Origin of the sequence: Rhizobium sp. UBA1881, from assembly GCF_002338015.1 — a bacterium.
Taxonomy (GTDB): domain Bacteria; phylum Pseudomonadota; class Alphaproteobacteria; order Rhizobiales; family Rhizobiaceae; genus Rhizobium.
In genome coordinates, this window is record NZ_DDHH01000005.1 from 16396 (window position 1) to 42965 (window position 26570).

At 62.8% G+C, this 26570-nt stretch carries 23 protein-coding genes and 1 riboswitch; of the genes, 9 read left to right on the top strand and 14 right to left on the bottom strand.

Features of this window, described 5'->3' with window-relative positions; genetic code table 11:
* Positions 1 to 11: 11 nt before the first annotated feature.
* On the bottom strand, positions 12 to 1211 hold the full coding sequence (locus tag B3605_RS00535) for an ROK family transcriptional regulator (protein WP_112818796.1): 1200 nt from the start codon (positions 1209 to 1211) through the stop codon (positions 12 to 14).
* 210 nt (positions 1212 to 1421) lie between these two features.
* Between B3605_RS00535 and B3605_RS00540 the strand changes: the two genes are divergently transcribed.
* The 3 genes from B3605_RS00540 (at position 1422) to B3605_RS00550 (ending at position 4581) form a co-directional block, all read left to right on the top strand.
* On the top strand, positions 1422 to 2732 hold the full coding sequence (locus B3605_RS00540; RefSeq protein WP_296431567.1) for an extracellular solute-binding protein: 1311 nt from the start codon (positions 1422 to 1424) through the stop codon (positions 2730 to 2732).
* Between the two features lie 66 nt (positions 2733 to 2798).
* Positions 2799 to 3740 carry a carbohydrate ABC transporter permease gene (locus B3605_RS00545; protein WP_112818798.1) on the top strand — a complete coding sequence of 314 codons (942 nt, stop codon included), beginning with the start codon at positions 2799 to 2801 and terminating at the stop codon, positions 3738 to 3740.
* Positions 3733 to 4581 (top strand): carbohydrate ABC transporter permease, encoded by an 849-nt coding sequence (locus tag B3605_RS00550; RefSeq protein WP_018896552.1) that lies wholly within the window; start codon positions 3733 to 3735, stop codon positions 4579 to 4581. The genes B3605_RS00545 and B3605_RS00550 overlap by 8 nt, the downstream gene beginning before the upstream one ends.
* 17 nt (positions 4582 to 4598) lie before the next feature.
* Here B3605_RS00550 and B3605_RS00555 read toward each other — a convergent pair whose 3' ends face one another.
* The 5 genes from B3605_RS00555 to B3605_RS00575 form a co-directional block, all read right to left on the bottom strand.
* The gene (locus B3605_RS00555) at positions 4599 to 5363 is read right to left on the bottom strand and encodes a 3-oxoacyl-ACP reductase (RefSeq protein ID WP_112818799.1); all 765 of its coding nucleotides are present in this window, start codon (positions 5361 to 5363) and stop codon (positions 4599 to 4601) included.
* Complete coding sequence (gene thiD / locus B3605_RS00560; RefSeq protein ID WP_112973057.1) at positions 5360 to 6181, bottom strand: bifunctional hydroxymethylpyrimidine kinase/phosphomethylpyrimidine kinase; 822 nt, start codon at positions 6179 to 6181, stop codon at positions 5360 to 5362. Before thiD ends, B3605_RS00555 begins: the two co-directional genes overlap by 4 nt.
* Positions 6178 to 6813, bottom strand: a complete 636-nt coding sequence (thiE, locus tag B3605_RS00565) for a thiamine phosphate synthase (RefSeq protein WP_296431573.1) — start codon at positions 6811 to 6813, stop codon at positions 6178 to 6180. The genes thiD and thiE overlap by 4 nt, the downstream gene beginning before the upstream one ends.
* Positions 6810 to 7586, bottom strand: a complete 777-nt coding sequence (thiM, locus tag B3605_RS00570; protein WP_409457179.1) for a hydroxyethylthiazole kinase — start codon at positions 7584 to 7586, stop codon at positions 6810 to 6812. Before thiM ends, thiE begins: the two co-directional genes overlap by 4 nt.
* A gap of 75 nt (positions 7587 to 7661) precedes the next feature.
* Positions 7662 to 7757: riboswitch (TPP riboswitch) on the bottom strand.
* Positions 7758 to 7834: 77 nt separating this feature from the next.
* Positions 7835 to 8305, bottom strand: coding sequence for an Lrp/AsnC family transcriptional regulator (locus B3605_RS00575; protein ID WP_112818942.1), 471 nt, complete (start codon positions 8303 to 8305; stop codon positions 7835 to 7837).
* Between the two features lie 120 nt (positions 8306 to 8425).
* On the opposite strand from B3605_RS00575, the gene putA reads away from it, so the two are divergent.
* Both putA and B3605_RS00585 read left to right on the top strand, forming a co-directional pair.
* Positions 8426 to 12136, top strand: a complete 3711-nt coding sequence (putA, locus tag B3605_RS00580; protein ID WP_296431577.1) for a trifunctional transcriptional regulator/proline dehydrogenase/L-glutamate gamma-semialdehyde dehydrogenase — start codon at positions 8426 to 8428, stop codon at positions 12134 to 12136.
* Positions 12137 to 12353: 217 nt separating this feature from the next.
* Entirely contained in the window at positions 12354 to 14081 is a 1728-nt protein-coding gene (locus B3605_RS00585) for a peptidoglycan D,D-transpeptidase FtsI family protein (protein WP_112973054.1), read from the top strand.
* A 58-nt stretch (positions 14082 to 14139) separates the two neighbouring features.
* Here the strand turns inward: B3605_RS00585 and yghX are convergent, their stop codons facing one another.
* The 7 genes from yghX to B3605_RS00620 form a co-directional block, all read right to left on the bottom strand.
* Positions 14140 to 15027 (bottom strand): YghX family hydrolase, encoded by an 888-nt coding sequence (gene yghX, locus B3605_RS00590; protein ID WP_289727855.1) that lies wholly within the window; start codon positions 15025 to 15027, stop codon positions 14140 to 14142.
* Positions 15028 to 15112: 85 nt separating this feature from the next.
* Positions 15113 to 16402 carry an MFS transporter gene (locus tag B3605_RS00595; RefSeq protein ID WP_349677242.1) on the bottom strand — a complete coding sequence of 430 codons (1290 nt, stop codon included), beginning with the start codon at positions 16400 to 16402 and terminating at the stop codon, positions 15113 to 15115.
* Positions 16403 to 16412: 10 nt separating this feature from the next.
* Entirely contained in the window at positions 16413 to 17849 is a 1437-nt protein-coding gene (locus B3605_RS00600) for a M81 family metallopeptidase (RefSeq protein WP_296431583.1), read from the bottom strand.
* A 10-nt stretch (positions 17850 to 17859) separates the two neighbouring features.
* Positions 17860 to 19779 carry a beta-N-acetylhexosaminidase gene (locus tag B3605_RS00605; protein WP_296431586.1) on the bottom strand — a complete coding sequence of 640 codons (1920 nt, stop codon included), beginning with the start codon at positions 19777 to 19779 and terminating at the stop codon, positions 17860 to 17862.
* A 29-nt stretch (positions 19780 to 19808) separates the two neighbouring features.
* A complete protein-coding gene (locus B3605_RS00610) occupies positions 19809 to 20585 on the bottom strand; it encodes an SDR family oxidoreductase (RefSeq protein WP_112943514.1) in 777 nt (258 codons plus the stop codon).
* 27 nt (positions 20586 to 20612) lie between these two features.
* On the bottom strand, positions 20613 to 21473 hold the full coding sequence (locus tag B3605_RS00615) for a MurR/RpiR family transcriptional regulator (RefSeq protein ID WP_112943513.1): 861 nt from the start codon (positions 21471 to 21473) through the stop codon (positions 20613 to 20615).
* A gap of 25 nt (positions 21474 to 21498) precedes the next feature.
* Entirely contained in the window at positions 21499 to 21888 is a 390-nt protein-coding gene (locus tag B3605_RS00620) for a RidA family protein (RefSeq protein WP_112424839.1), read from the bottom strand.
* 110 nt (positions 21889 to 21998) lie between these two features.
* Between B3605_RS00620 and B3605_RS00625 the strand changes: the two genes are divergently transcribed.
* The 4 genes from B3605_RS00625 to B3605_RS00640 all read left to right on the top strand — a co-directional run bounded on the left by B3605_RS00625 (position 21999) and on the right by B3605_RS00640 (position 25512).
* On the top strand, positions 21999 to 22484 hold the full coding sequence (locus tag B3605_RS00625) for a hypothetical protein (protein ID WP_112943512.1): 486 nt from the start codon (positions 21999 to 22001) through the stop codon (positions 22482 to 22484).
* A gap of 20 nt (positions 22485 to 22504) precedes the next feature.
* Positions 22505 to 23965 (top strand): M81 family metallopeptidase, encoded by a 1461-nt coding sequence (locus B3605_RS00630; RefSeq protein ID WP_112943621.1) that lies wholly within the window; start codon positions 22505 to 22507, stop codon positions 23963 to 23965.
* 16 nt (positions 23966 to 23981) lie between these two features.
* Positions 23982 to 25082 carry a D-TA family PLP-dependent enzyme gene (locus B3605_RS00635; RefSeq protein ID WP_296431593.1) on the top strand — a complete coding sequence of 367 codons (1101 nt, stop codon included), beginning with the start codon at positions 23982 to 23984 and terminating at the stop codon, positions 25080 to 25082.
* 127 nt (positions 25083 to 25209) lie between these two features.
* Positions 25210 to 25512, top strand: coding sequence for a hypothetical protein (locus tag B3605_RS00640; protein WP_112818818.1), 303 nt, complete (start codon positions 25210 to 25212; stop codon positions 25510 to 25512).
* A gap of 20 nt (positions 25513 to 25532) precedes the next feature.
* Here B3605_RS00640 and B3605_RS00645 read toward each other — a convergent pair.
* Positions 25533 to 26570, bottom strand: a 1038-nt coding sequence (locus B3605_RS00645) for an ABC transporter ATP-binding protein (RefSeq protein ID WP_296431595.1), incomplete at its 5' end; no start/stop codon positions are given.

Genomic DNA, 26570 nt, shown 5'->3' on the forward strand with positions numbered 1-26570 from the left:
TTCTGAAAGCGTCAGAGCGCCGGGCCCGTGGTGTTCCACGGCGACTCGTAGAGTTCGTAAAGGGCGACGGCCGCAGCCCCCTGTGCCCAGAAGTCGTCGCTGGAATCGTCGAAGACGAGTTCCGCGACGCCCCTGAGCGATGGTGGGATGGCCAGCGCGTAGGCATTTCGAAGGCTCTCCAGGAAAGGCTCTCCAAGCGCCAGGCTGGAGCCCACCAGGATGACGCGCGGCGGCGCGAAGATGGTCACGATATTGGCAACCGCGACGCCGACGGCCTCCCCCGCCCGGATCGCCGCGCTGATCAGCGCGTTGTCTTCTGCCTTGATCAAGGCCTGCGCATGCGCCATGCCGCGCCCGAGCCGGATCGCCTCGGCAAATCGCCCACCCGCCGGCTGCTCGCCCAGAATTTCGCTTTCGCCCGCCTGGCTCGACAGCCGCACGATGCCGCGCGGTCCCATGCCAAGCACTAGATCGCCGAGATTGTGGCTGAGGCCGCCGGCGCCGCGAAACAGCTGGTTGCCATGGAGCACGCCGAGCCCCAGCGTCTGTTCCAGCGAGATCAGGACCATGTCTTCCAAATCGCGCGCCTTGCCGAACCAGTGATGCGCCAGCGTGATGGCATGCGCGTCGCTTTCGACAATGGTCGAGGTGTTCAGCCGCGTCGTCATCTCAGCGGCGAAATCGACATTGACGTCCCGAAAGATGGGGCTGCTGCGGATATGCCCTGTTCGATGCTCGATGACACCCGGCAGGCTAAGGCAGACGGTATCGACATCCTCCAGCGACAGGCCGGCATCGACGACGCAACGCCGCACGCCATCCTCGACGAGATCGGCGATAACCGCGATCGGCTGGCGATCGATCCGGATCGGCAGGGTGAGATTCGAGAGCACGTCGCCGCGAAAATCGGTGACGACGAAGACCATGCGGCTGGCTGCGATCTTGGCACCCACGACACGCGCCGCATCCGGATTGAGCTCCAACATGACACGTGGCCGGCCGCGCGCCGCTTCGTTGCGGATATCGCCTTCGTGGCGCGGCAGGATGAGGCCATCATCCAGCAGCGAGGCGGTGATGGCCGACACCGTGGTGGTCGACAGCTGCGTGCGCTCGCTGATCTCGACGCGCGCGATCGGCCCATGTCGGCGCACCGTGTCGAGCACGTTCAGGCGATTGATCGCGCGCATCAATTCCGGGTCTGCGGTCTTCATCTATTCGTGCACGGCTCTTGTGGCGACCGCCGAAGCAGGTCGGTATTTTTGTCGGAATGCGAATTAAATAGCGTGGAGATTCAGCCCTCTGTCAAGGCTAATCTGCCAAATTCAGCCAAGGGAGTTGACATTCTGGCAAAGCTGCCGATCATTTAATCCGCATAAGGGACAAAATTGTAGAGGACGATTTTCCCTTGAGGAGGAGACCTTATGTTCAATCATCAAAGGGCGAAAGCCCTGTTCAATAGTCGCGCCTTTACCCGCTCGACCGCGACTGCGCTCGCGCTTCTGATTGCCGCCGGCACTGCCGCTGCCGACACGACAATCAAGTGGATGCATCTCGAAATCGACCCGACCTATCTCGGCGTCTGGCAGCAAATCGTCAAGAATTACGAGGCCGAGCATCCGGGCACGAAGGTGGAGATGCAGTTCCTCGAAAACGAGGCCTTCAAGGCGAAGCTGCCGACGCTTCTGCAGTCCAGCGATGCGCCTGATCTCTTCTACAGCTGGGGCGGCGGCGTCCTGAAACAGCAGCTCGCGACTGGCGCCCTGCTCGATCTCAGCGAAGCGATGAACGCCAAGGATGGCGCGTGGGTGAAAACCTACAACCCGGCCTCCGTCAAGGGCCTGAGCTATGACGGCAAGATCGGCGCGGTCCCTTATGCGGTCGGCACCGTATCCTTCTTCTACAACAAGGAATTGTTCGCCAAGGCCGGCGTCGATGCCACCACGATCAAGACCTGGGACGACTATCTGGCCGCAGTGAAGAAGATCAAGGACGCCGGCATCGTGCCGATCGCAGGCGGTGGCGGCGAGAAGTGGCCGATCCACTTCTACTGGAGCTATCTCGTTATGCGCAACGGCGGCCAGCAGGTCTTCGATGCCGCCAAGAACGGCCAGGGTGAAGGCTTCAACGATCCGGCGATGATCAAGGCCGGCGAGCAGCTCGCCGAACTCGGCAAGCTCGAGCCATTCCAGCCCGGCTACCTCGGGGCCACGTGGCCGCAGACGCTCGGCGTCTTCGGCGACGGCAAGGCGGCGATGATCCTCGGCTTCCAGAACACCGAGGCCAACCAGCGCACCAATGCCGGCGACAAGAAGGGCCTGAACCCCGACAATATCGGCCGCTTCGCCTTCCCCACCGTTACTGGCGGCGCCGGTGCTGTCACCGACACGCTGGGCGGCCTGAACGGTTGGGCCGTCACCAAGAAGGCGCCGCCGGAAACGCTCGACTTCCTCGCCTACCTCACCAATGCCGAGAACGAGCGCACCATGGCCAAGGCCGGCATGATCATCCCGGTCGCGGTCGGCGCAGAGGATGGCGTGACCAACCCGCTGCTGCACGAATCGGCCGAACAGCTGGCACATTCCACATGGCACCAGAACTTCTTCGACCAGGATCTCGGCCCCTCGGTCGGTCGCGTCGTCAACGACGTGTCGGTCGCTATCGTCTCCGGACAGATGACGCCTACCGATGGCGCCCAGCAGATCCAGGATGCCTTCGAGCAGGATCAGTTCTGATCAAGACCATCGCGGCGCGAGGCACGCTCTCGCGCCGCAATTTGATGTCTGGAATGTGAGGTCCCCATGGCCAATGTCAGCGCCGCCACCGCAATCAGACCCGCGCGCATACCGGCCACCCAGTCCGCCCGGCGCAAACATCCGGCCGTTGCAGGCCGCCTGCCCGTGCTGCTGCTCTTCCTGCCGCCGGCGCTTCTGTTGTTCTCGATCTTCGTGATCCTGCCGATGGGCGAGGCCGCCTGGTACAGTCTTTACAAATGGGACGGCTATGGCTTGCCGACGCAATATGTCGGCATGCGCAACTTCGAACTCCTGTTCAAGAACGGCGCCTTCCTCACCGCGCTGAAGAACAACGCGATGATCATGGTGATCTCGATCGCGATCCAGATTCCGCTGGCCATCTGGTTGGCGATGATGCTGGCGCACCGCATCGCCGGCGTGGTCGTCTTCCGGCTGATCTTTTTCCTGCCCTACGTGCTCGCTGATGTCGCGGCCGGCCTGATCTGGCGCTTCGTCTACGACGGCGACTATGGGCTCTTCGCCTCGATCGCTCATCTGCTCGGCGTCGAGACACCCTATGTGCTGGCCGACAAGGATCTGGCGATGTACGCGGTACTCGGCGTGATCGTCTGGAAATACTTCGGCTTCCACATGATGCTGTTCATCGCCGGACTGCAATCGCTCGACAAGAGCGTGCTGGAGGCCGCCGAAATCGATGGTGCCAGCGGCTGGCAGCGGTTCCGCTATATCACCCTGCCGCTGCTTGGATCGACGGTGCGCCTCTCGGTCTTCTTCGCCGTCGTCGGCTCGCTGCAGCTGTTCGACCTCATCATGCCTCTGACGGGCGGCGGTCCGTTCAATGCCACGCAGACGATGGTGACCTTCCTCTTCAACTTCGGCGTGGCCCGCATGCAGGTCGGGCTCGGAAGCGCCGTCGGCGTCGTGCTTTTCCTGATCTGCGTAACGCTCGCCTTCAGCTACAAACGGATATTCATGCGCCATGACTGACGTCGTTTCATCCGACCGGCTCAATGCCGGCACCAAAGCCTATCTCTACACGTCGCTGGTCATCATATCGGCCATCGTCCTGATCCCGCTGGTCACCACAGCGCTTGGCGGCTTCAAGGATCTGGGCGACCTGCGCACCAATCCGTTCGGCCTGCCGGTGGAGTGGCATGTCGAAAATTACACCGACATCCTGTTCGGCGATCGCTATTGGCGACAGATGGTCAACTCGCTGCTCATCGCGGCGCTGACCGTTTTCCTTACCGTATCGGTATCGGCGATGGCGGCCTTCACCTTCGCGCATGTCCGCTTCTTCGGCGCAGACTTCCTGCTGAATTACTTCCTGATCGGGCTGATGTTTCCGGCCGCGACCGCCATTCTGCCGCTCTTCATCCGCATCCGCGATCTCGGGCTGCTCAACACCTACTGGGGCGTGGTGCTGCCGCAGGTGGCCTTCGGGCTCGGCATGAGCATACTCCTGTTCCGGAACTATTTTCGCAACCTTCCGGAGGAATTGTTCCAGGCGGCCGTCGTCGATGGCTGCGGCTACATGCGCTTCTTCTGGCATATCTGCCTTCCGCTTTCTCGACCGATCATTGCGACGGTCAGCATCATCTCCTTCGTCGGCAGCTGGAACAGCTACATCCTGCCACTGATCATGCTGAACTCGGAGAAGATGTACCCCTGGCCGCTCGGCATCATGGTCTATCGCGGCGAATTCGGCACCGCTTGGCAGCTGGTGCTCGCCTTCATCACGCTGACAATCATGCCGACCGTCATCGTCTTCTTCCTCGCGCAGAAGCACATCATCGCCGGCTTGACCGCAGGCGCGGTCAAGTCGTGATGATATCGCGATGACGTTCAGCCAAAGACAAGGCCGCCGTCGACGATCAGGTTCTGGCCGGTAACCGCCCGCGCCCAGGGGCTGGCGAAAAACAGTACGGCGTCGGCGACTTCCTCCGGCGTCGTCACACGGCGCAGCGGTGTGCTGCCAGCGATGAGGTTGAACACCGCCTCGGGCGTTCCGGCGCTGGCATCGGTGGTCCGCAGCAATCCACCTGAGACCATGTTCACGGTGATGCCATCAGGTCCGAGTTCGGCCGCGGCCGTGCGGGTCAGCGACAACAACGCACCCTTCGCCGCCGTGTAGTCATGATATGGCACGACCGGGTTCTGGAAGAGATTGGTGCCGATCGTGACAACGCGCCCGAAGCCGGCAGCGGCCATGGCCGGGCGGGTTGCCTGCATGAGGTTCAGAGCTCCCTTCACCGCCGTATCAAGCTGCTTGGTTATCTCCTCCCAGCTGAGCTCGCCGAGCTTCGGGCGTGCATCGCCGTTGAAGCTGAAATCGGCGAGCGCATTGTGCACCACAGTCGTCGGTGCCCCCAGCGTGCGCGTGACATCCGCCACCAGTTCGCGCACGGCCGCGCCGTCGCGGATATCGGCCTGAAAAGCATGCGTCCGCTCGCCGAGGCTCTTCGCCAGCGCCTCGGCTTGCTCGCGGCTGTTGCGATAGTTGATCGCCACCTTCGCGCCCTCGCGGGCAAAAGCCCTGGTGATCGCCGCGCCGAGCCCGCGCGCGGCGCCCGTTACGATCACCGTCTGCTCACTGATCGGCAATGTCATTTCGCGTCTCCTTCCTCTGTCGTCCAAAGTTCGTGAAAGTGCTGGACCGGGCCATGTCCCGAGCCGACGTCGAGCGTGCCGGCCGCAGCCACCGCGCCGGCGAGATAGCTCTTTGCGGCGGCCACCGCATCTGGCAGCTTCGCGCCTTTGGCGAGCTCGGCCGCCAGCGCGCTCGAAAGCGTGCAGCCGGTGCCGTGGGTGTTTGCGGTCGGAATCCTGGCGGCCTCGAACCAGGCGAGGCCGTCTTCCGTTGCCAGCACGTCGGGGCTCTGGTCGCCCTCGAGATGGCCGCCTTTGACAAGCACGGCAGCGGGTCCCAAAGCGCGCAGCGCTTCGGCCTGCTCGCCCATCTCCCGGCGGCTCTCGGCCACGTCGGTGTGGAGCAACGCGGCTGCCTCAGGCAGATTGGGCGTTAGCAGAGTCGCAAGCGGCAGCAGCCGGCGCAGAAGCACATCGACCGCAGCGGGGTCGAGAAGCTTCGCCCCACCCTTGGCCACCATGACGGGATCGAGCACGATCGGGATGCCGGGATGAAGCTTGAGAACGCCGGCGACGGCATCGGCGATTTCAGCATTGGCGATCATGCCGATCTTCACGGCATCGACCCGGACATCGGCAAACACGGCCTTGATCTGATCGGCGACGAAACCTGCTGGCACGAGGTGAACGCCGGATACGCCTTGCGTATTCTGCGCTGTCAACGCGGTGAGCGCCGCCATGCCATAGACGCCGCGCGCGGCAAAGGCCTTGAGGTCCGCCTGGATGCCCGCGCCGCCCGATGGATCGGATCCGGCGATGGAGAGAACGTTGCGGATCATCGTGATCTCCCTTGAATAGCCTCTGAAAGCTCGCGGGCGGCGGCGCGAGGATCTGATGTGCCGCAGATCGCCGAGATGACGGCGATCCCGTCGGCACCGGCAGCAAAAACACCGCCGACATGCGCCAGCTTCAGCCCGCCGATCGCAACGGATGGAACCGGGCAGACAGCGACGAGACGTGCAAGGCCGTCGAAGCCGATCGGCTGTTTGTGATCCGGCTTGGTCGGCGTCGCGAAGACCGGGCCGATGCCGGCATAGTCGACCAATGCCGGATCGACAGCCCTCGCCAACGCCTCTGTCTCCACCGACAGGCCAAGGATCATGTCGCGCCCGACCCGCTCGCGCGCGGCACGCACGACCATATCGTCCTGGCCGACATGCAGACCATCGGCGCCGATCGCGACGGCCGCCTCGACATCATCGTTGACGACAAGCAGCGCGCCCGTCCCGGCGAGCGCTTCCTTCAGGGCAAGGCCGGTGTCTATCATGCGCGCCGTGGAGGCGTGCTTGTCGCGAAGCTGCACGACAGTGGCGCCACCGGCGGCGGCGCGCCTTGCGGTTTCGACCATGCCGATGCCGGCACAGAGCTCGGGATCGAGGACGAGATAGAGCGAGAGATCGATCCTGCTCATAGCATCCGCACCCGCGCATTGTTGTCGATCGCGGCGCCGTCTATCGCCGCTAGGGCATCGAGGAACCGCCACGAAAATGACCCCGGTCCGTCAGTGACCCGCGCCGCCTCTTCGCCGGCGACGGCGAACATGGCGAGTGCCGATATCGTCGCTTCGAACGGAGCACCGGGCCTTGCGGCGGCGAAGGCACCGACGAGGCATGTCAGCGAACAACCGAGCGCCGTCACCTGCGGCATCAGCGAAGAGCCGCCCTCGATGCGGCAGGCGCGCGCGCCGTCGGTGACGAAATCGACCTCGCCGGTCACCGCCACCACGGCCTGATGCTTGTCTGCGATATGGCTGGCGGCAGCTTCCGCCTGCTCCACGGGGTCGCGGCTATCGACGCCCTGCCCCCGGCTTTCGCCACCGGCGAGCGCGATGATCTCGGACGCGTTGCCGCGAATGATGGTCGGGCGAAGCGCCAGCAGCTCCGCGACGGCCTGTCTGCGAAAGGTGGTCGCATAATGGGCGACAGGGTCGAGGACCCATGGCTTGGCGTTTTCGCCCGCCGATCTGGCAGCGGCACGCATCCCGTTCAACCAACTCGACGAGAGCGTGCCGATGTTAACAGTCAGCGCGCCGGAGATCGCCGCGAACTCGCCCGCCTCTTCCTCTGCATGCACCATGGCAGGCGAACCGCCGGCTGCGAGCAGCACGTTGGCGGCGATGTTCATCGCAACGAAATTGGTGATGCACTGAACGAGCGGCCTTTGCGCGCGCATGGCATCAAGCATCGAACCGGGAGATCTGTCGTCTTTCATCATGCCCCTTTCGGGCGGGGCAAGACGCGGGGACCCTGATAGCACTGCCGAAGGGTCCGAGCGACTCCCTCCGCCAGCATTATCTGGTTCAGGTTCAAAGGGTACTTCTCAGTCTGCCGTCGGCAAACGCCCCTGTCTCTCAATGGGTCTGTTTTGTCAGAGAAGCCGACCGCTGTCACGCGCAAAATGACAGGAGCCCGGAGCTGGCAATCAGCCGCCGATCAGGCGCCGTTCTCCTTGATCGCTTCCATCGCAACAAAGGTCGATGTGTTGGCGACGAAGGGAAGGCTGGAGATCTTCTCGCCTAGAACGAGGCGATAATTGGCGATATCGGACGTGCGTATTTTCAGGAGGTAGTCGAATGCGCCCGCGATCATGTGGCACTCCTCCACCTCCTGCAGCTTGCGAACCGCGACGTTGAATGCGTTCAGCGCGTTCTCCCTGGTGTCGGAGAGTTTCACCTCGGTAAACGCCACATGGTTGCGGCCGAGCTTGTTGACGTCGATGATGGCGCGGAAGCCGAGAATGTAGCCATCCTCGATCAGCCGCTTGAGCCTGACCTGGCAGGGCGTGTTGGACAGACCCACGCGTTTGGCGAGGTCGGTCACAGACATCCTGCCATCGGCGACGAGCGCGTCGAGGATGCGCTGATCGAATTGGTCGATTTCCCTGACATTTCCCGCGCTCGCCACAATAATTTCCTCCAATATGAATATTGAATAGCGAACTAAAGACTAGAACGTTCTAAATCAAGTGAAATTGACTTTTTGAAATCTGCTAGCTTCGCGACATCAGCGGATCAGGAGCCCAGCATGGCAATCACCACCGACGCGGCAGCAGTCGAAGTCACAGTAGAGCAGGCCAACGGCTCTGCAAATCCCTTTGATGGATTCGCCACTCCGATCCGAGAACAGAGCGATCTGCGCCGCGCCATCACGGCTGCCTACCGCACGCCGGAGACGATCTGCGTGCCACGCCTGGTTGAAGCAGCCGCCCTCCCCGATCACGTCAGGAAAGCCGCTGCCGACACCGCCCGCAAGCTGATCGAGGCCCTGCGCGCCAAGCACAAGGGAACTGGCGTCGAGGGATTGGTGCATGAATATTCGCTCTCCAGCCAGGAGGGCATCGCGCTGATGTGCTTGGCCGAGGCGCTGCTGCGTATCCCCGACACGGCCACGCGCGACGCGCTTATCCGCGACAAGATTTCCGAGGGCGACTGGAAGGCGCATCTCGGCGGCGGCCGCTCGCTCTTCGTCAACGCCGCGACCTGGGGTCTCGTCGTGACAGGCAAGCTGACATCGACGGTCGCCGATCGCAGCCTTTCTGCGGCTCTGACCCGATTGATCGCCCGCTGCGGCGAGCCGGTGATCCGCCGCGGCGTCGACATGGCGATGCGGATGATGGGCGAGCAGTTCGTTACCGGCGAGACCATCGACGAGGCGCTGCAGCGGGCAAAGCCGCTCGAGCAGCGCGGCTTCCGCTACTCCTACGACATGCTGGGCGAAGCCGCGACCACGGGCGCGGACGCGAAACGCTACTACAAGGATTACGAGACCGCGATCCACGCCATCGGCAAGGCGTCTGATCGGCGCGGCATCTATGAAGGCCCGGGCATCTCGATCAAGCTTTCGGCGCTGCATCCGCGCTACGCACGCACGCAGAGCGCCCGCGTCATGGACGAGTTACTGCCGAAGGTTAAGGCGCTGGCGCTGATCGCCAAGTCCTACGACATCGGCCTCAACATCGACGCCGAGGAGGCCGACCGCCTCGAACTGTCGCTCGACCTTCTGGAAGCGCTCTGCCTCGACCCCGAGCTGGAAGGCTGGAACGGCATGGGCTTTGTCGTTCAGGCCTATGGCAAACGCTGCCCATTCGTGCTTGATTTCATCATCGACCTCGCGCGCCGCGCCGGCCGTCGGATCATGGTGCGCCTCGTCAAGGGCGCCTACTGGGATGCGGAGATCAAGCGGGCGCAGGTCGATGGCCTCGCGGACTTCCCTGTTTTCACCCGCAAGATCTACACCGACGTTTCCTATGTCGCCTGCGCCCGGAAGCTTCTGGCGGCGACCGATGCCGTCTTCCCGCAATTCGCGACCCACAACGCTCAAACGCTGGCAACCATCTACCAGATGGCCGGCTCGGATTATTATGTCGGCAAATACGAGTTCCAGTGCCTGCATGGCATGGGCGAGCCGCTTTATGACGAGGTGGTCGGCCGGCAAAACCTGAACCGCCCCTGCCGCATCTACGCACCCGTCGGCACCCACGAAACGCTGCTTGCCTATCTCGTGCGTCGCCTGCTGGAGAACGGCGCCAACTCCTCCTTCGTCAACCGGATCGCCGATCCAAACGTCTCCATCGACGAACTGATCGCCGACCCGGCCGAGATCGTCTCGAAGATGCCGATCGTCGGCCAGAAGCACGACAAGATCTCGCTCCCCGGCGAACTCTACGGAAGCCGCGTCAACTCCGCCGGCCTCGATCTCTCCAGCGAAACGGTGCTCAACCACCTGTCCCATCTGCTGGGCGAAAGCGCCACCAAGGGCTGGCGCGCGCTGCCCAGCCAAGCGACCGACATCAACGGCGCCCGCGACGTACTCAACCCCGCCGATCATAGGGACGCGGTAGGCCAGGTTCGTGAGGCAACGCCATCCGAAGTCGCAGCAGCAATGCAGGCGGCGAAGGCGGCAGCCGCATCCTGGGCCGTCGTCTCGCCCGCAGACCGTGCGGCGTTGCTCGACAGCGCGGCCGATATCATGCAGACGCGCATGGAGACGCTCCTCGGCCTCATCATCCGCGAAGCCGGAAAGTCGGTGCAAAACGCCATTGCCGAAGTGCGCGAGGCGATCGACTTCCTGCGCTACTACGCCGAACAGGCGCGCCGCACGCTGGGGCCGTCACACGCGCCGCTGGGGCCCGTCGTCTGCATCAGCCCATGGAACTTCCCGCTGGCGATCTTCAGCGGCCAGGTCGCGGCCGCCCTCGTTGCCGGCAACCCAGTTCTCGCGAAGCCCGCCGAGGAAACGCCGCTGATTGCCGCCGAGGCCGTCAGGATCCTGCATGAGGCGGGCATTCCGAAGGATGTCGTGCAGTTGGTTCCGGGCGAAGGTAGCGTCGGTGCGGCCCTTGTCGCGGCGCCGGAGACAGCAGCCGTCATGTTCACCGGCTCGACCGAAGTTGCCCGGCTGATCCAGGCCGAACTCGTCAAGCGCCTGTCGGCCGACGGTAAGCCGATCCCGCTCATCGCGGAAACCGGCGGCCAGAACGCGCTGATCGTCGATTCCTCGGCGCTTGCCGAACAGGTCGTGGGCGATGTCATCGCATCGGCCTTCGACAGCGCCGGCCAGCGTTGCTCGGCGCTGCGCATTCTTTGCCTGCAGGACGACGTCGCCGACCGCACGCTGACGATGCTGAAGGGCGCGCTGCGCGAACTGACGATCGCCAACACCAATCGCCTCTCCGCCGATATCGGCCCCGTCATTACGGCCGACGCGAAGGAAATCATCGAGACCCACGTAAAATCGATGCAGGCGCTTGGCCGCCAGGTGGAACGCATCGAGCTGCCGACAGAGACACAGCATGGCACATTCGTCGCCCCGACGATCGTGGAGCTCAACAACATCGCCGAACTGAAGCGCGAAGTGTTCGGGCCGGTGCTGCATGTCATCCGCTGGCGCCGGCAGGATCTGGACCGGCTGGTCGATGAGATCAACGCCACGGGCTATGGCCTGACCTTCGGCCTGCACACGCGCCTCGACGAGACGATCGCCCGCGTGACCTCCCGCATCGCGGTCGGCAACGTTTACGTCAACCGCAACGTCATCGGCGCCGTGGTCGGCGTTCAGCCCTTCGGCGGGCGCGGGCTTTCCGGAACTGGCCCGAAGGCCGGCGGACCGCTCTATCTCGGCCGCCTGGTGAATACACCGCCGATCCCGCCTCAGCACAGCTCGGTCTATAGCGATCCGGCGCTTTCGAATTTCGCCAAGTGGCTCGACGAGCGCGAACTGCATGACGAGGCCGAGATGGCCCGCAATCTTGGCAGCCAATCGGCGCTTGGTCTGGAGAGCGAGCTCACCGGCCCCGTCGGCGAGCGCAACATCTACGCGCTGCACTCGCGCGGCACCATCTTCTGCGCACCGGTCTCGGAAGTCGGCCTGCATCGCCAGATCTCATCGGTTCTGGCAACAGGCAACAAGGCATTGATCGAATGCAGTGACAGCCTTCGCAACAGCCTGAAAGGCCTTCCATCGAGCGTCTCCCAGCGTATCCACTTCGGCAACGGCAGGAGCACGAGCGAGATTCTCTCGGGCGCACTCATCGAAGGCGACAGCGCGCGCATTGCCTCGATGCAGCAGGAAATCGCGGCCATGTCCGGCCCGCTGCTCCTGACGCAGGCGGCCTCGACGGCGGAGCTGGAGCGCAATCCCGAAGCCTATTGCCTGAACTGGCTGCTGGAAGAGGTTTCTACCTCAATCAACACCGCTGCCGCCGGCGGCAATGCGAGCCTCATGTCGATCGGCTGATACGCAGCGGCGTTCTTCGAGACAGGGCGTCGGACAAGCAATAGCAGCACTGGCCCTCGCGACGTCGCCACCTTCAGTAGAAAGGTGGCGACCTTGGAATGACTTCTTTGTGAAATGAGCCAAGCCGAGGCAATTCGTTAACACCGCATTAACGATCTCGGCGCTAGCTGATGCGTACTAACAATTCGTATGCGCGCTATTTGGCAAGCTGGATCCGATGTCCATTCTTCAAACTCTAGCATCCAGAAGCGGGCGGCTCGTCAGCCTGGAATTCGGCTCTCGCGATGGTGGCAAGCGCCTGGTAAAGCCACGCCGCAAGGCGCCCACGCCGAGATCGCGCCTGGCGATATTGGGCACCGTGCTTGTGCTTGCCTACGGCGTCATCGGCGGCAAGCTCATCTATTACGGCGTGCACGGCGACAACTCCACCTCCGCCATCCTGCCCAAGCCTTCGTCGGTCGCATCGCGCCCCGATATCCTGGATCGCAACGGAGAGCTGCTTGCGACCGATATCCGCACCGTGTCGATGTTCGCCGAACCGATCAAGATCGTCGACGTCGATGATGCCGTCGAAAAGCTCGCCACCGTTTTTCCCGATCTCGACAAGCGCTCGACATTTCAAAAACTCTCCAACCGTCATTCGCACTTCGCTTGGCTGAAGCGCCAGCTGAGCCCCAAGCAGCAGAGCGAAGTGCTGAAGCTCGGCATTCCCGCCATCGGCTTCCGCCCCGAAGTAAAGCGCTTCTATCCGGGCGGCCGCACCGCCGCGCATATCCTCGGCTATGTCGATATCGACAATCACGGCGTCAGCGGCATGGAGAAATATCTCGACGACCAGGGCCTCTCCGCACTCGCCTCGACGGGCCTCACAATCGCCGGCAGCCTGGAACCGGTGAAGCTCTCCATCGATATCCGCGCGCAGAACGCCGTGCACGACGTGGTGGCCGATGCGATCGGCCGGTATCAGGCGCAATCGGCCGGAGCTGTTATCCTTGATATCTACACCGGCGAGGTGCTCGCCATGGCCTCGGCGCCGGACTTCGATCCGAACGATCCGCAAGCAGATGGCGACAAAGGCTGGCTCAACCGGATGTCGAATGGTACCGACGAGATGGGCTCCGTCTTCAAGACCTTCTCGATCGCAATGGCGATCGACACTGGGAAGATCAAGCTGTCCGATACGTTCGACGCCAGCACACCTCTCCATTACGGCGGCTTCACGATCCACGACGACCGTGACGTGCCGCGGCGCGTGTTGTCGATCCCCGAAATCTTCCGTTACTCGTCAAACGTCGGCACCGCCAAGATGATGGATGTCGTCGGCATGGATATTCAGAAAGACTATCTGACCCGCTTCGGCCTGCTCTCGAAGATGCAGACGGAGCTGCCGGAAGTAAAAGCGCCGAGCCAGCCGAGGGTCTGGAAGAAGATCAACTCCCTCACCGCCGCCTTCGGCCACGGCGTTGCCACGACGCCGATGCAGACGGCAGTCGCCGGCGCGGCTCTTCTGGATGGCGGCGAACTGATCGAGCCGACCTTCCTGCCGCGCACGCGCGAAGAGGCTGCGAAGACCGAGCAAGCCGTCGTCAAGAAGAGCACCAGCGACACCATCCGATATCTCTTCAAGCTGAACGGCGAGCAGGGCACAGGGCGAACCGCCGATGTCCCCGGCTTCCATGTCGGCGGCAAGACCGGGACGGCCAACAAGGTTATCCACGGCGTCTATTCACACAAGCTGAGCTTCAACTCTTTCCTCGCGGGCTTCCCGATGCAAAACCCGCGATACGTGGTTTTGTCATTCGTCGATCAACCGTTAACGGGCTTGCAAAACCTCAACTTCGCCGCCCAAACCGCAGCACCGATGGTGGCCGATATCGTCAAGCGGGTCGGGCCGATACTGGGCGTTCAGCCGGATTTCGGACAGAACCTGTTGGTCGGCTACTGATCGGATGCACTACGCTCCGACCGCCAGTATGGGTGGTCGGAAGCCTCTTTGGCAGCGCCTAGACCAGATATTTCTTGAACCAGGCCACAGTCCGTTCCCAGGCGAGCTTGGCGGCGGCTTCGTCGTAGCGCGGGGTCGAGTCGTTGTGAAAGCCGTGGTTCACACCGGGATAGACATAGGCCTCGTAGACTTTCTTGTCCGCCTTGAGCGCCGCCTCATAGGCCGGCCAGCCGTCGGTGATGCCCTTGTCGAGTTCGGCGTAGTGGAGAAGCAGCGGCGCCTTGATGCGTGCGACGCTGTCGGCAGTTGGCTGACGGCCGTAAAACGGCACGGCGGCACCAAGTTCCGGATAGGCAACGGCTGCGGCATTGGCGACGCCGCCACCGTAGCAGAAGCCGGTAATGCCGACCTTGCCTGTGGTCAGGTCGCTCTTCATCAGAAACTCGATCGCGGCAAAGAAGTCGTTCATCAGCTTCTGCTGATCGACCGTCTGCTGCAGTTCGCGGCCCTTCTCATCATTCCCCGGATAGCCACCAACCGACGTCAGGCCATCAGGGGCCAGCGCAATGAAGCCGGCCTTGGCAACGCGGCGCGCAACGTCTTCGATATAGGGGTTGAGCCCCCGGTTTTCATGCACGACAACAACGCCCGGCACCTTCCCGTCGGCCTTCGCCGGCCGAACGAGATAGCCGCGCACGTCGCCATTTCCGTTGGGCGAGGGATAGGTGATGTATTCAGCGATGATATCAGGGTCAGTGAACTCCACCTGCGTCGCCAGCGCATAGTTCGGGCTCATCGAGGATAGAATTGCAGCGGCGGTCAGGCCGCCGACGGCGAACTTGCTCGCCCGGTCGAGGAACTCACGCTTGGTGATCCTGCCATGCGCGTAATAATCGTAGAGTTCAAGCAGTTCCTGGGGGAAGTCCTTCGCGGTCAGCCGATTCATGATTGATCCTCCATCCATCCGTCTCAGTTGCAATACTACACGACCGTTTTCCCTCGTCAGTTCAACATTACGCTACCAGCAGTGCTCAACGACGCCTTAGCCGGTCGAAATACAGGAGCATCGCCAGCCCGATCACACCGGCAAGCGCGCCGATGAAGGCCGTGCCGGAATAGCTGCTGACCGCGGTACCAATGGCAAAGAGCAATGCGCTGAGGCCGGCGCTGATGAAGATGTTGACGGAAATGAGCGCGCTGCCCAATCCCGGTCGCTCCGCGATAAGGTCCTGCAGATAGGTGATCGGGATGCTGATCAGCGCAGCCGCCCCAATGCCGCTGATCAAGGTGAGCGCGTAGACATGCCAGGGCGTTGACGCGAAGCCGAGCAGCGTGAGATAGACGACATAAATGCTCGCGCCAATCGCGAGCGCCGTCACGTGGCTCATGATCCTCTGCGCCCGACCCCACACGATGATGAAGACGACTTCGAGGAAGGCGACGATGCCGATGAGGACGCCGAGGTCGGCGACCGTCCCATGCGCGGCGCCGGTGACGATCAGCGGCAGGATGGCGCCGTTGACATGCAGCGTGGAGCTGATCAGCGCGATGGCGATGACCCGGACGAGCACCGGCGGCGAAACGACCTCGCCGAGCGCCGCCAGATAGGAGAGATGGCGGCTCGCGGCCTTGTCGGTCCCCGTCTGGCGTGGCAGGAAGATGGCGATGAGGCCAAAGCAGGCGGCGCAGGCGATGCCGGCAAACAGATAGGCCGGCAGCATGCTCGGCGACCGGGCGAGCAACACGCCGGTCAGGCCGGGCACCAAGACCCACGATAGAGACATCATCGCGCGCACACCGGAATTGACCCTGGCGACGTCATCGCGCGACATGCCGGTTGTCCTTCGGCGGACATTGCCGAAGAGCAGCGAATTCAGCGAGCCATAGACCGGCAGGAGCAGCAGTGCGCTGACCACGAAGGTCGCCTGATGCGGCAGAGTGTAGATCGCACCATAGCCGAGCACGCCGAAAAGCGCGGTCGCCAGCATCATGGTGCGATATTCGCCAAGCCGGTCCGCCAGATTGCCGAGCAGGATGCTGACGGTAACGTTGACGGCAGCGGCCGAGAAAATCAGCGCGGAGTAGAGCCCGTTGCTCAAGCCCAGTTCGCGGATGCCGACGACGGATTGATAGGGAGAGGTGGCGGCACTCGCGACGCCGAACATAAAGAGGGCGAGCATGCTTACCCGGATGGTCGGGTCGCGGAAGACGGCGGGAAGGAAGCGGGTCATGTTCGAATTCGTGGCGGTGGCGGCGGATGCCGTCTTGGGCGAACGCGGCCTGGCGGGTCTGGTATAAAACCGAGACTGCCAGGCTGTCAGTTATTTTCTATCAATCGGTCCATCGCGCCGAGAAGCGCGCTTGCGGGATGTAGCTGAAATCGCGATCGAAGGGGAACGCAGGTCGCGCGCGGCGGTTACTGGTGAGCCCCTCGATATCCTGGTTCACCACGCCCTGTGTCAGCGCCATCAGGTTCGGATTGGCGATCGGCGCGAGTTCCGGTGAGAGGTAGCCGGATTTAACGACCAGGAGGCGGACAGTCTTCGGATCGAGCCCAAGCAGGATGAAGTCGGCGATGTTGTGATACGGCCGGCGGCGCGCGGCGAGCACGACGGTGATCCCGCCGATGCGCACGACCGCCTGGCGCTCGGCTGCCACGCCGGTATCGGAGAGCAGCAAGACCTCCGCCTGCACCTTGGCCGGCGTGCTCGATCCATCGAGGCTACCACCGATGGTCACCGCGAGCGTGGCGCCCTTGCGGGCGGCAAAGCATGCCTCGACGGCGGGACGATCCGTAATCCCCGCGATCAGCGCGCCGTCAAAGCCACGCGTAATCAGCGCGTTCAGCACGTCGGCACGATCACCGACGCCGCCACCCGTCGGGTTGTCGGCGGAGTCGGCGAGGATCACGGGCGACGTCTCGGCCTTCTCAGCGATATCGAGCATCTCCGCCAACGGCCCGGTGACGGGACCGAAGCGGAATTCCTCGCGTGCGTTCCAATAGGAGAGTGCGATCTCTTCCGCAGCCTTGGCCGCGGCACCCTTGCTGGTCGCGGTGATGACCGCGCAGGCGGTCGCGCGCGGCTCGTCGGCCCAGACATAGCCGACCATCAGGTTGGCATCGAGAACGCCGGCGCGCTGGTCGAAGACCGGCAGCGCCTCATAAAGCGCCTTCGCCGGCTGGTCTTCCGTCGATGTGCGCTCGCCAGGCCAGAGAACCGGCACCGGAGCCCAGGCAACGCCGGGACGCGTGCCGCTCTTCAAGGCATCGACCAGCATCGACCACGCCCGCACCATGGTCTCGCGCACATCGATATGCGGCGCGGTCCTGTAGCCGGCGAAGATATCGAGCTGATCGATGATCTTCTGGCTGACATTGCCATGCAGGTCATAGCTCGCCGCGACGACGACATCGGGCCCGACAACCGCGCGAGCAGCCGAGATCCAATCGCCCTCGGCGTCGTCCATGCCCTCTACATTCATCGCGCCATGCATGGCGAGATAGAGCCCATCGACCGGCGAGGCCGCCTTCAGAAGGGCGAGGAACTCGCTCTTGAAGGCTTCGTAGGCGGCGCGTGAGACCGGGCCTCCAGGCACGGCGCGCGCATGCAGAAGCGGCAGGTGCTCGATGCCATCGGCCTTCAGAAAGTTGAAATACTCGGCCCCCAGAAGGTCCGCACCCTTGAGGACGCGAAAATCCTCGACGGCCATCAGCACCGGCGAATAGGTGCTGCACTCCGTATGAATTCCGCCAACAGCGATCCGCATCGTCAGCTCCTTAAAGTTTCGGGCTCAGCGGCACGATGGCCGAGAAGCGATCCCAGTTCTTCTTCGCCTTCGGTGTCCAGGCGGCCTCGGCAATGGCCGGCAGGCGCGGGAAGACGAGACGGTTGAAATAGCCGCGCGACAGGAAGTGCTCGGACCAGATGCAGGCCTGAACGCCCTTCATCCTGTCCTTCAGCTCTTCGGGGAAATCGCCTTCGGCTTCATAACCATAGGTGTGGGCCGGCGGCACCGTGCCCGCCCAGCTGGCTCCGGGTTCCTGGAAGGCCTCGGCCTGCACCATGTCAAGATAATAGGCCTGGCCGGGGGTCATGACCACCTCGTAGCCTTCCCTGGCGAGCTCGATGCCAACCTGCGGGTTCTCCCAGGCCATCAGCAGCGTATCCTTGGCCGCGACGCCGCCGCCATGGGCGACCTCGTTCCAGCCCGCAAGCTTGCGCCCGCGCGCCGTCAGCATGTCCTTGACGCGCTTCAGGAAGTAGGATTGCAGCGCGAAGGTGCCCTCGATCCCTTCCTGCTCCATCAGTTTCTTGGTAAGCGGCGACGCCAGCCAGGAACCGTTCGCCACCTCGTCGCCGCCAATATGCAGATACGTCGACGGGAAGAGCTCGACCATCTCGTCAAGCACTTTTTCGAGGAAGGTGTAGGTCAACGGAATGGCCGGGTTTAGCGCATTGTTCGGATAGCCCTGAACCGAGTGATAGCTGTCCGGTGCTTCCTGTCCGTCGGTCAGCTCCGGCAGCGCCACGAGCGTCGCCGTGCTGTGGCCAGGGATATCGATCTCGGGAACGACCTCGACGCTCAACGCCAGTGCGTGGGCGACGATCTCGCGGACATCGTCCTGCGAATAGAAACCGCCGACCGGCTCCGCGCCATTGCCGAGCTGCGGCAGAAGCGGTGCGTCCGGTCCGCGCAGCACGCCAGTGGTCGTGAGCTCCGGATAGGCCTTGATCTCCAGGCGCCAGGCTTCGTCATCGGTCAGGTGCCAATGGAAGATATTGAGTTTCAGCCATGCCAGAATGTCGACAAGCCGCTTGATATCGGCTGCCGGATAGAACTGTCGCGAGACGTCGAGATGGCAGCCGCGCCAGCTATAGCGCGGCTTGTCGACGATGGTGCCCGAGATCGGGAAACGGAATGTACCGGGGCGGCTGCGCGCGCCCTCGAGCAGCTGCGCAAGCGACGTCAGGCCATACTGGCGACCGGCGGCGTCCGCATAGGCAAGCGTGATTTCGTCGGCCGAGAAAGTAAGCTTGTAGCCCTCGGCAGGAATCGCGGCATCGGCGGCGAAACGCAGCGCGCGGCCCTGCGGCGACGGCTGCAGATTGAACGGGGCATGCGCGCTTTCGAAGAGGCGACGTACCAGCGAGGTGACCGTGGACATGGCGCGCAGATCATCCGAGGAAGCGCCGGCCGCGGGATAGAGCACGACTGGGAAGCCATCGCCGGGCTTGGCGTCGATTTCGGCCGGCCACGGCTGGAGCGCGAAAGGCAGGTCGAGCTTGCCTTGCGGCAGCAGCACCGGCGGCGGCTCGCTGACGCGGCCCTCCAGGAGGAGATCGGACACGGCGACCGCGACGTGGCTGCCATCGGCAAGCGTCACGTAGGCCGACTTGGCGCCATCGGTGCAGTGCTTGGCCGGGCGGTGCAGACCGCTCACGGTAAAGGTCCAGCCTACACCCGGCGCGATGGAAAGGCCTGTTGGTGGCGCGAACTCGTGGAAATTGGCGTTGCGGCGCAGGAAGGTCGCGTTCTCGCAAGCCTTCTTGTCAATCACCCGTGTCAGCGACGTATAGACGATCTTGAAATCCGTAAGCGGCGCATCCGACAGATTGAAAAGGGTAAAGGTGAAGCGACCATTTGGACCGCCGTCCGGCTGCCAGCAGCTCTCCAGACGATAAGGGGCCGTGTCCATAACTGTTCCTCTCAGTATTCTTTTTTTGATCAGTAGTCAGCGGATTGGGAGAAGGTGCGGGCAAGCTCCGCTTGGCCCGCGGTAAGGCCGCAATCGACGGGCAGGCAGACACCGGTGATGCCATTGGCCTGCGCGCTTGCCAGGAAGCCGACCGCATTGGCGACGTCTTTCGGATCGACGACGCGCTGCAGCGGATACCAGCGGCGGGCTTCCTCGAAGACATTGGGATTGGCGGCGGCGCGGGCTTCCCAGGCCTGCGTGCGCACCGTGCCCGGCGCAATCGCGTTCGAACGGATGCCGAACTTGCCGTATTCGACGGCGACCAGCTTGGTGAAATGCAAAAGGCCGGCCTTGGCGGCACTATAGGCCGGATGGCCGAAGACGTGCATGCCGTTGACGGAGGCGATGTTTACCACCGAGCCCTGCGTCACCTTCAGGAGATCGGCGACGGCGCTGAAGCAGAGGAACGGCGCTTCGAGGTTGAGCGCGTTATCTGCGCGCCAATCCTCCGGCTTCGTCGACTGCAGGCTGACGGCGCGCGCGGCACCCGCATTGTTGACCAGCGTCTTCAGCGCACCGAGCGACGCGGCGGTCTTCGCCATTTCGGCAACGCTATGCTCGCTCGTCACATCGCAGCTGACGGCGACGAAGCGCTCAGCCGAACCCAGCGCACGCGCGGCCTTTTCGGCGGCGGCGCCGTCAATGTCGACAAGCAGGACGACGTCGTGGTCATCCGCGAGCCGGTTGGCGATGGCACGGCCGATATCGCCCGCAGCGCCGGTCACGATCGCTACCGATTTTGTCATTTCAAGTCCTTTCCTGACATGAAATCCTCAGTCCCCGAGCAGCTGACGGTCATCGCCGTCACGGTGGGCAACGAGTTGTTGTTTGATGCGTCGAAGGGTGACCGCCGCCTGCGGGATGTTGTAGGCGACGAGACTGGCCAGGATGTCGACAGCGGCCAGATAGGCGATGCGCGTCGAGGTCGGCCGGAAGATGTTGTTGCCTTCGGCAAGATCGATCGGGATGACGATGTCCGCGGCCTTGGCGACGAGGCTATCGGCCTGCGTCAGGGCGATGGTCGTGACGCCGGTCTCGCGGGCGAGCGTGAAGGAGCGGACCAGTTCGGTGTTGCGACCCGAAAACGACGAGCCGACGATGACATGCGTCGACTTCGCCGCTGCCGCCAGCATCAGCTGCATGCCGTGATCGGAGCTCGCGGTCACATGTAGGCCGAAACGAAAAAGGCGGTTCTGCAGCTCGCTGGCAATCATCGAGGAATTGCCGCCCGAGCCGAAGGCATAGATCATCCCGGCCTTGGCGATCTTCTCTGCGGCCTGCTCGATGGCGGCAAGGTCAAGCGAGCGATGCAGCAGAAACAACGCATTTTGCGCCTTGGTGATGATGTCCTGGGCGACGTCACCGGGATCGCGGCTCTTCGGCTCGGGCCTGAGATAGCGCATCCCGACATAGGCCGTGCGCGCAAGCTGAACCTTGAAATCGGAAAAGCTTTCGCAGCCGACACGGCGACAGAAGCGGGTTACCGTCGGCGGCGAGACATCCGCCTTCTCCGCCAGCTCGATGATCGAGGCGTTGACGGCGAATTCAAAGTCGTTGAGCAGAATATCCGCGATACGGGTTTCCGACGGCGAAAGCCGGGCCTTCTCTTCCTGCAATGTCGAGAAAATATCCACGCCCGGCTCCCTTAGGTCTATCGCGCTATTTGTCTTTCGCTTTATACGCGACGCAATCGATTTCGACCTTGCAATCGACCATCATCGACGATTGCACACAGGCGCGTGCCGGCGGATGCTCGCCGAAATACTGTTGGTAAATGCCGTTGAAGGTCCAGAAATCGCGGGGATCGTCGAGCCACACGCCGCAGCGCACAACATGCTCAAGGCCGTAGCCGGCCTCTTCAAGGATCGCGATCACGTTCTGGATCGTCTTGTGCGTCTGCGCGACGATATTGCCGTCGATGATCTCGCCATTTTCCATGGCGACCTGGCCCGACACATAGAGCCAGCCGTCGGCTTCGACCGCACGGGCAAACGGCAGCGGCTTTCCGCCTGCGCCGGTCTGAACAGTGCCATAACGCTTGATGGACATTGACCGATCCTTGCAAATTATTTTCGTGATAAGTTGACAAGTGACCATATTAAGCGGAATTTGGCCAGAGAAAAACGTCATTCATGAAAAGAATTTCAATCGGGAACACCATGCGCGATCCTTTCAAGAACCCCTTCCCCGCCTCCGACATTGCCCGGCACTCAATCTGGGAGATGCTCGTTCACCGCGATATCGACGCTTTCCTGGCCGCCGATTGGTCGATGGTCGAGCACGATTTCGTCGAGGACGGCTTCATCGGCATTGACGGTCGCAAGGAAGTGAGCCCCGACAAGTGGCGCCTCGCCTTCCCGACGCTTGCCGCCTATCGCGACGAATGGGTTCGCCAGGCCAAGGATTTTTCGACGCAATCCTTTGCAGAAGACACCCGCACCGCCATTTTCACCACGACCACGCTCGAGGATATCGAGATTGAGGGCGACATGGCGCTGGTACGCAAGAAGTTCGACGGTGGCATCGCCAAGGCCGACGGCAACCGCGACATCATGCAGTGGCAGACCCTTTATTACTGCCGCCTGCACGAGGGGCGTTGGAAGATCTCCGGTTTCACCGGCTATCTTCCGAACCCGATGGGTTGATCAACACAAAGGCCGATACATTGCGGATTTTCACGGCGGCTCTCGCAACCGAGACCAATACCTTCTCCCCAATCTGCGTCGATCGGCGCGCTTTCGAGGCGTCGCTCTATGCACCGCCGGGCGAACATCCCGAAACGCCGACGCTCTGCTCCGCGCCGATCACCGTCGGCCGGCGCGTCTGCACGGAGAAGGGCTGGACGCTGATCGAGGGCACCGCGACCTGGGCGGATCCGGCCGGTCTCGTCAACCGCGCGACCTATGAAGGCCTGCGCGACGAAATCCTCGGACAACTTCGCGCGGCGATGCCCGTCGATGCCGTCGTGCTCGGCCTGCATGGCGCCATGGTCGCCGCCGGTTACGAGGATACGGAAGGCGATACGCTGACGCGCATTCGCGAAATTGTCGGGCCCGATATTCCCGTTTTCGCCGAGCTCGATCCGCACAGCCATCTGACGGCCAAGCGTTTCGCCGCCGCCAATGCCTTCGTCTACTTCAAGGAGTTCCCGCACACGGACTTTGTCGATCGTGCCGAGGATCTGTGGCGCATCGCCGTCGACACGCTGGAGGGCCGTGTAAAACCGGACATGTCCGTCTTCGATTGCCAGATGATCGACGTGTTTCCGACCTCGCGCGATCCGATGCGCTCCTTCGTCGACAAGATCATGCAGATCGAGAAGGACGACCCCGACGTTCTCTCCATCTCCGTGGTCCACGGCTTCATGGCCGGCGACGTACCTGAGATGGGCACCAAGCTGCTGGTCGTCACCAATGACCGCAAGGCCAAGGGCGATGCGCTGGCGCGCGAACTGGGCATGGAACTCTTTTCGAAACGCGGCACCTTCATGATGCCGCAGATCGACGAGAAAGAGGCTGTGTCGCAGGCGCTGGCGGCGACCGCATGGCCCGTCGTGATCGCCGATATGTGGGACAACCCCGGCGGCGGAACAGCCGGCGACGCGACAGTGGTGCTGGGCGAACTCCTGGCGCGCGGCGTCACCGATGTGGCGATCGGCACGATCTGGGACCCGATGGCCGTGCAGATATGCATGGCGGCCGGCGAAGGCGCTGAGATTCCGTTGCGCTTCGGTGCCAAGTCCGCGCCGGGCACCGGCAACCCGATCGACGGTCTGGTCAAGGTCATAAAAATAGTGCCGAATGCCGAGATGCGCTTTGGCGAAAGCTTCGCGCCCTTCGGCGATGCGGCACACATCGTGCTCGATGGAATCGATATCATTTTGAACTCGACGCGTGCTCAAAGCTTCGATCCGAGCCTGTTCTCGGTCATGGGCATCGATCCGACGCAGAAGAAGATCCTCGTCATCAAGTCGACGAACCACTTCTACGCCTCATTCTCGAAGATAGCGTCCGAAATCATCTATTGCGCTGCCGGCACGCCTTATCCTAACAATCCGGCGAAGACGCCGTATCGGCGGGCGCGCAAGGATATCTGGCCCATGATCGCCGATCCCCACGGCGCTTAACATGGAGTAGCCTCAGATGCACAACAGCCCATTTGCCGTCGTCGCCAAGCCCGGCGACAAGGTCGCGGAACTCTCGACACCTCGGCCGATTATCGATGAAGACCGGATGACGGCCAATATCGCCCGCACGCAGGCCTATATGGACGCGCACGGCATCGATTTCCGTCCGCACATCAAGACGCACAAGATCCCAGCGCTGGCTGCCCAGCAGGTGGCGGCGGGCGCCAAGGGCATCAATTGCCAAAAGGTCACCGAAGCCGAAGTTTTCGCCGACGCGGGCTTCGTGGACATCCTCATCACCTTCAACATTATCGGCAGCGCGAAACTCGAGCGTCTCGCGGCGCTGAACGAGCGGATATCCGGGCTGAAGGTGGTCGCGGATAGCGCCTACACCGTCGACGGTCTGGCTACCTATTTTGCTGCGCGCAAGCCGCTTGTGGTGCTGGTCGAGTGCGATACCGGCGCCGGGCGCTGCGGCGTGCAGAAGCCCGCGCAAGCCGTGGCGCTCGCCAAGCACATCGACGCTGCAGCGGGCCTCACCTTTGGCGGGCTGCTGAATTATCCGAAGCCGGGCGCCGCCACCGAGGTCCAGGCCTTTCTTGCGCAAACGCTGAGCTTGCTTGGGGCTGAAGGCATCGCCTGCCCTATCGTCAGCAATGGCGGCTCGCCGAGCCTGTTCGATGCCCATCTGGTTCCCGCCGCCACAGAACACCGGGCCGGCACCTACATCTTTAATGACCGCTCCATGGTCCGCGCCGGACATTGCACAGTGGACGACTGCGCCATGCATATTCTCGTCACTGTCATTTCCCGCCCGACGGGGGATCGCGCCGTTATCGATGCGGGCTCGAAAGCACTGACCTCTGACCTGCTCGGCTTCACGGATTATGGCCAGGTGGTCGGCTATCCGCAGGCGTCGATCACTGGTCTCTCGGAAGAGCACGGCGTGATCGACCTCTCGAAATGCGAGGGGGCTCGGCCGCAGATCGGCGACAAGCTTCTGATCATCCCGAACCACACCTGCGTGGTCTCGAACCTCTTTGACACCATGGTCTTCCATCGCGACGGCGTCGTCACCCGCATCGAGGACGTCGCCGCTCGCGGGCTTGTCTGGTAGTTGCAGCATCGGGTTGGCGGCCGTTCACAGGCCGGTAACGCCATTGGATAGTCCTCCTTGAAGTTTGCCATATCCGGCGCATCTTATTGATGCGCCAATATTCCGGCGACGTCATGGGAGATCATTCATGAGAGCTTTGATTGCATTGGGAGTCGCAGGGAGCCTGGCGTGCATTTCAGCCGCGCAGGCGCCGTCGCAATGGCAGACCTATTCCGGTGTCCGTGTCGATTCCGATCCGACCACTCTGGCCCGCTTCGATCACACCTATCCCTATTGCGAGCAGGAAGCGTTTCGCCGCGGCTCGACCGACGTGAACAGCCTGTGGCACGTGACGGCACTGCGCAATTGTATGTACCGCCACGGAATCGTCGACAGGGGCTCCTACTCGTACCCGGCCAACGCGTTATTCTACAATTTCCTCGATCGCTGATGGCGCGACTGCGCTCGCGATCAGGCGAGCGCAGTCGGGTTCAGCAGATTGAGATCGATATCGGTCAACGCCACATGGCGTTCGAACGCGATTCCAGATTCATCGAAGAGGTGGCAATCCACTGCATTGATGCCGACGAGCATCGGTTGCTCCGGTCGCACGCCGACGCTGCCTGACAGCGTGGCGCAGAAGTTCTCGCCCTCACCATTCAGCGCTGCGTAAGCGACAGTCTGCGCGCCGAGACGCTCGATGACGCTTGGCGTGATGGTGAGCGAGATATCGCCGGATGCAAGCTGGATATGCTCGGGGCGTACGCCCAGGGTCAGCGTCTGGCCGACGACGCCTTCGCGCGGCGTGACCGGCACGGTGAGCGACTGGCCCTTGTATTCGACGGTCACGCTCTTGTCGCCGACGGCGGTGCAGGTGACCGGCAGGAAGTTCATCTTCGGATTGCCGATGAACCCGGCCACGAAGATGTTGGCAGGCTTGTGGTAGAGCTCGAGCGGAGCCCCCGTCTGAGCGATCTCGCCGGCATTGAGCACCACGATGCGGTCCGCCATCGTCATCGCCTCGACCTGGTCGTGGGTGACGTAGATCATCGTCGCCTTGAGCTGCCGGTGCAGTTTCGCAAGCTCGATGCGCATGTCGGAGCGCAGCGCGGCGTCGAGGTTGGAGAGCGGCTCGTCGAACAGGAAGATCTTCGGCTCGCGCACGATCGCGCGGCCGATCGCCACGCGCTGGCGCTGACCACCGGAGAGCATGCCCGGCTTCTGCTGCAGGCGCTGGTCGAGGTGCAGGATGCGCGCCGCGTTTTCGACCTTGGCCTTGAGCTTTTCCTCTTCCATCTTTTCGACGCGCAGCGGAAAGGCAATATTCTCGAAAACGCTCATGTGCGGATAGAGCGCGTAGGACTGGAACACCATCGCGATGCCGCGCTTGACCGGCGGCAGATCGTTGACCCTTAGGCCATCGATCACGATGTCACCCGCCGACGTCGCGTCAAGGCCGGCGATCATGCGAAGCAATGTGGATTTGCCGCAGCCGGAGGGGCCGACGAA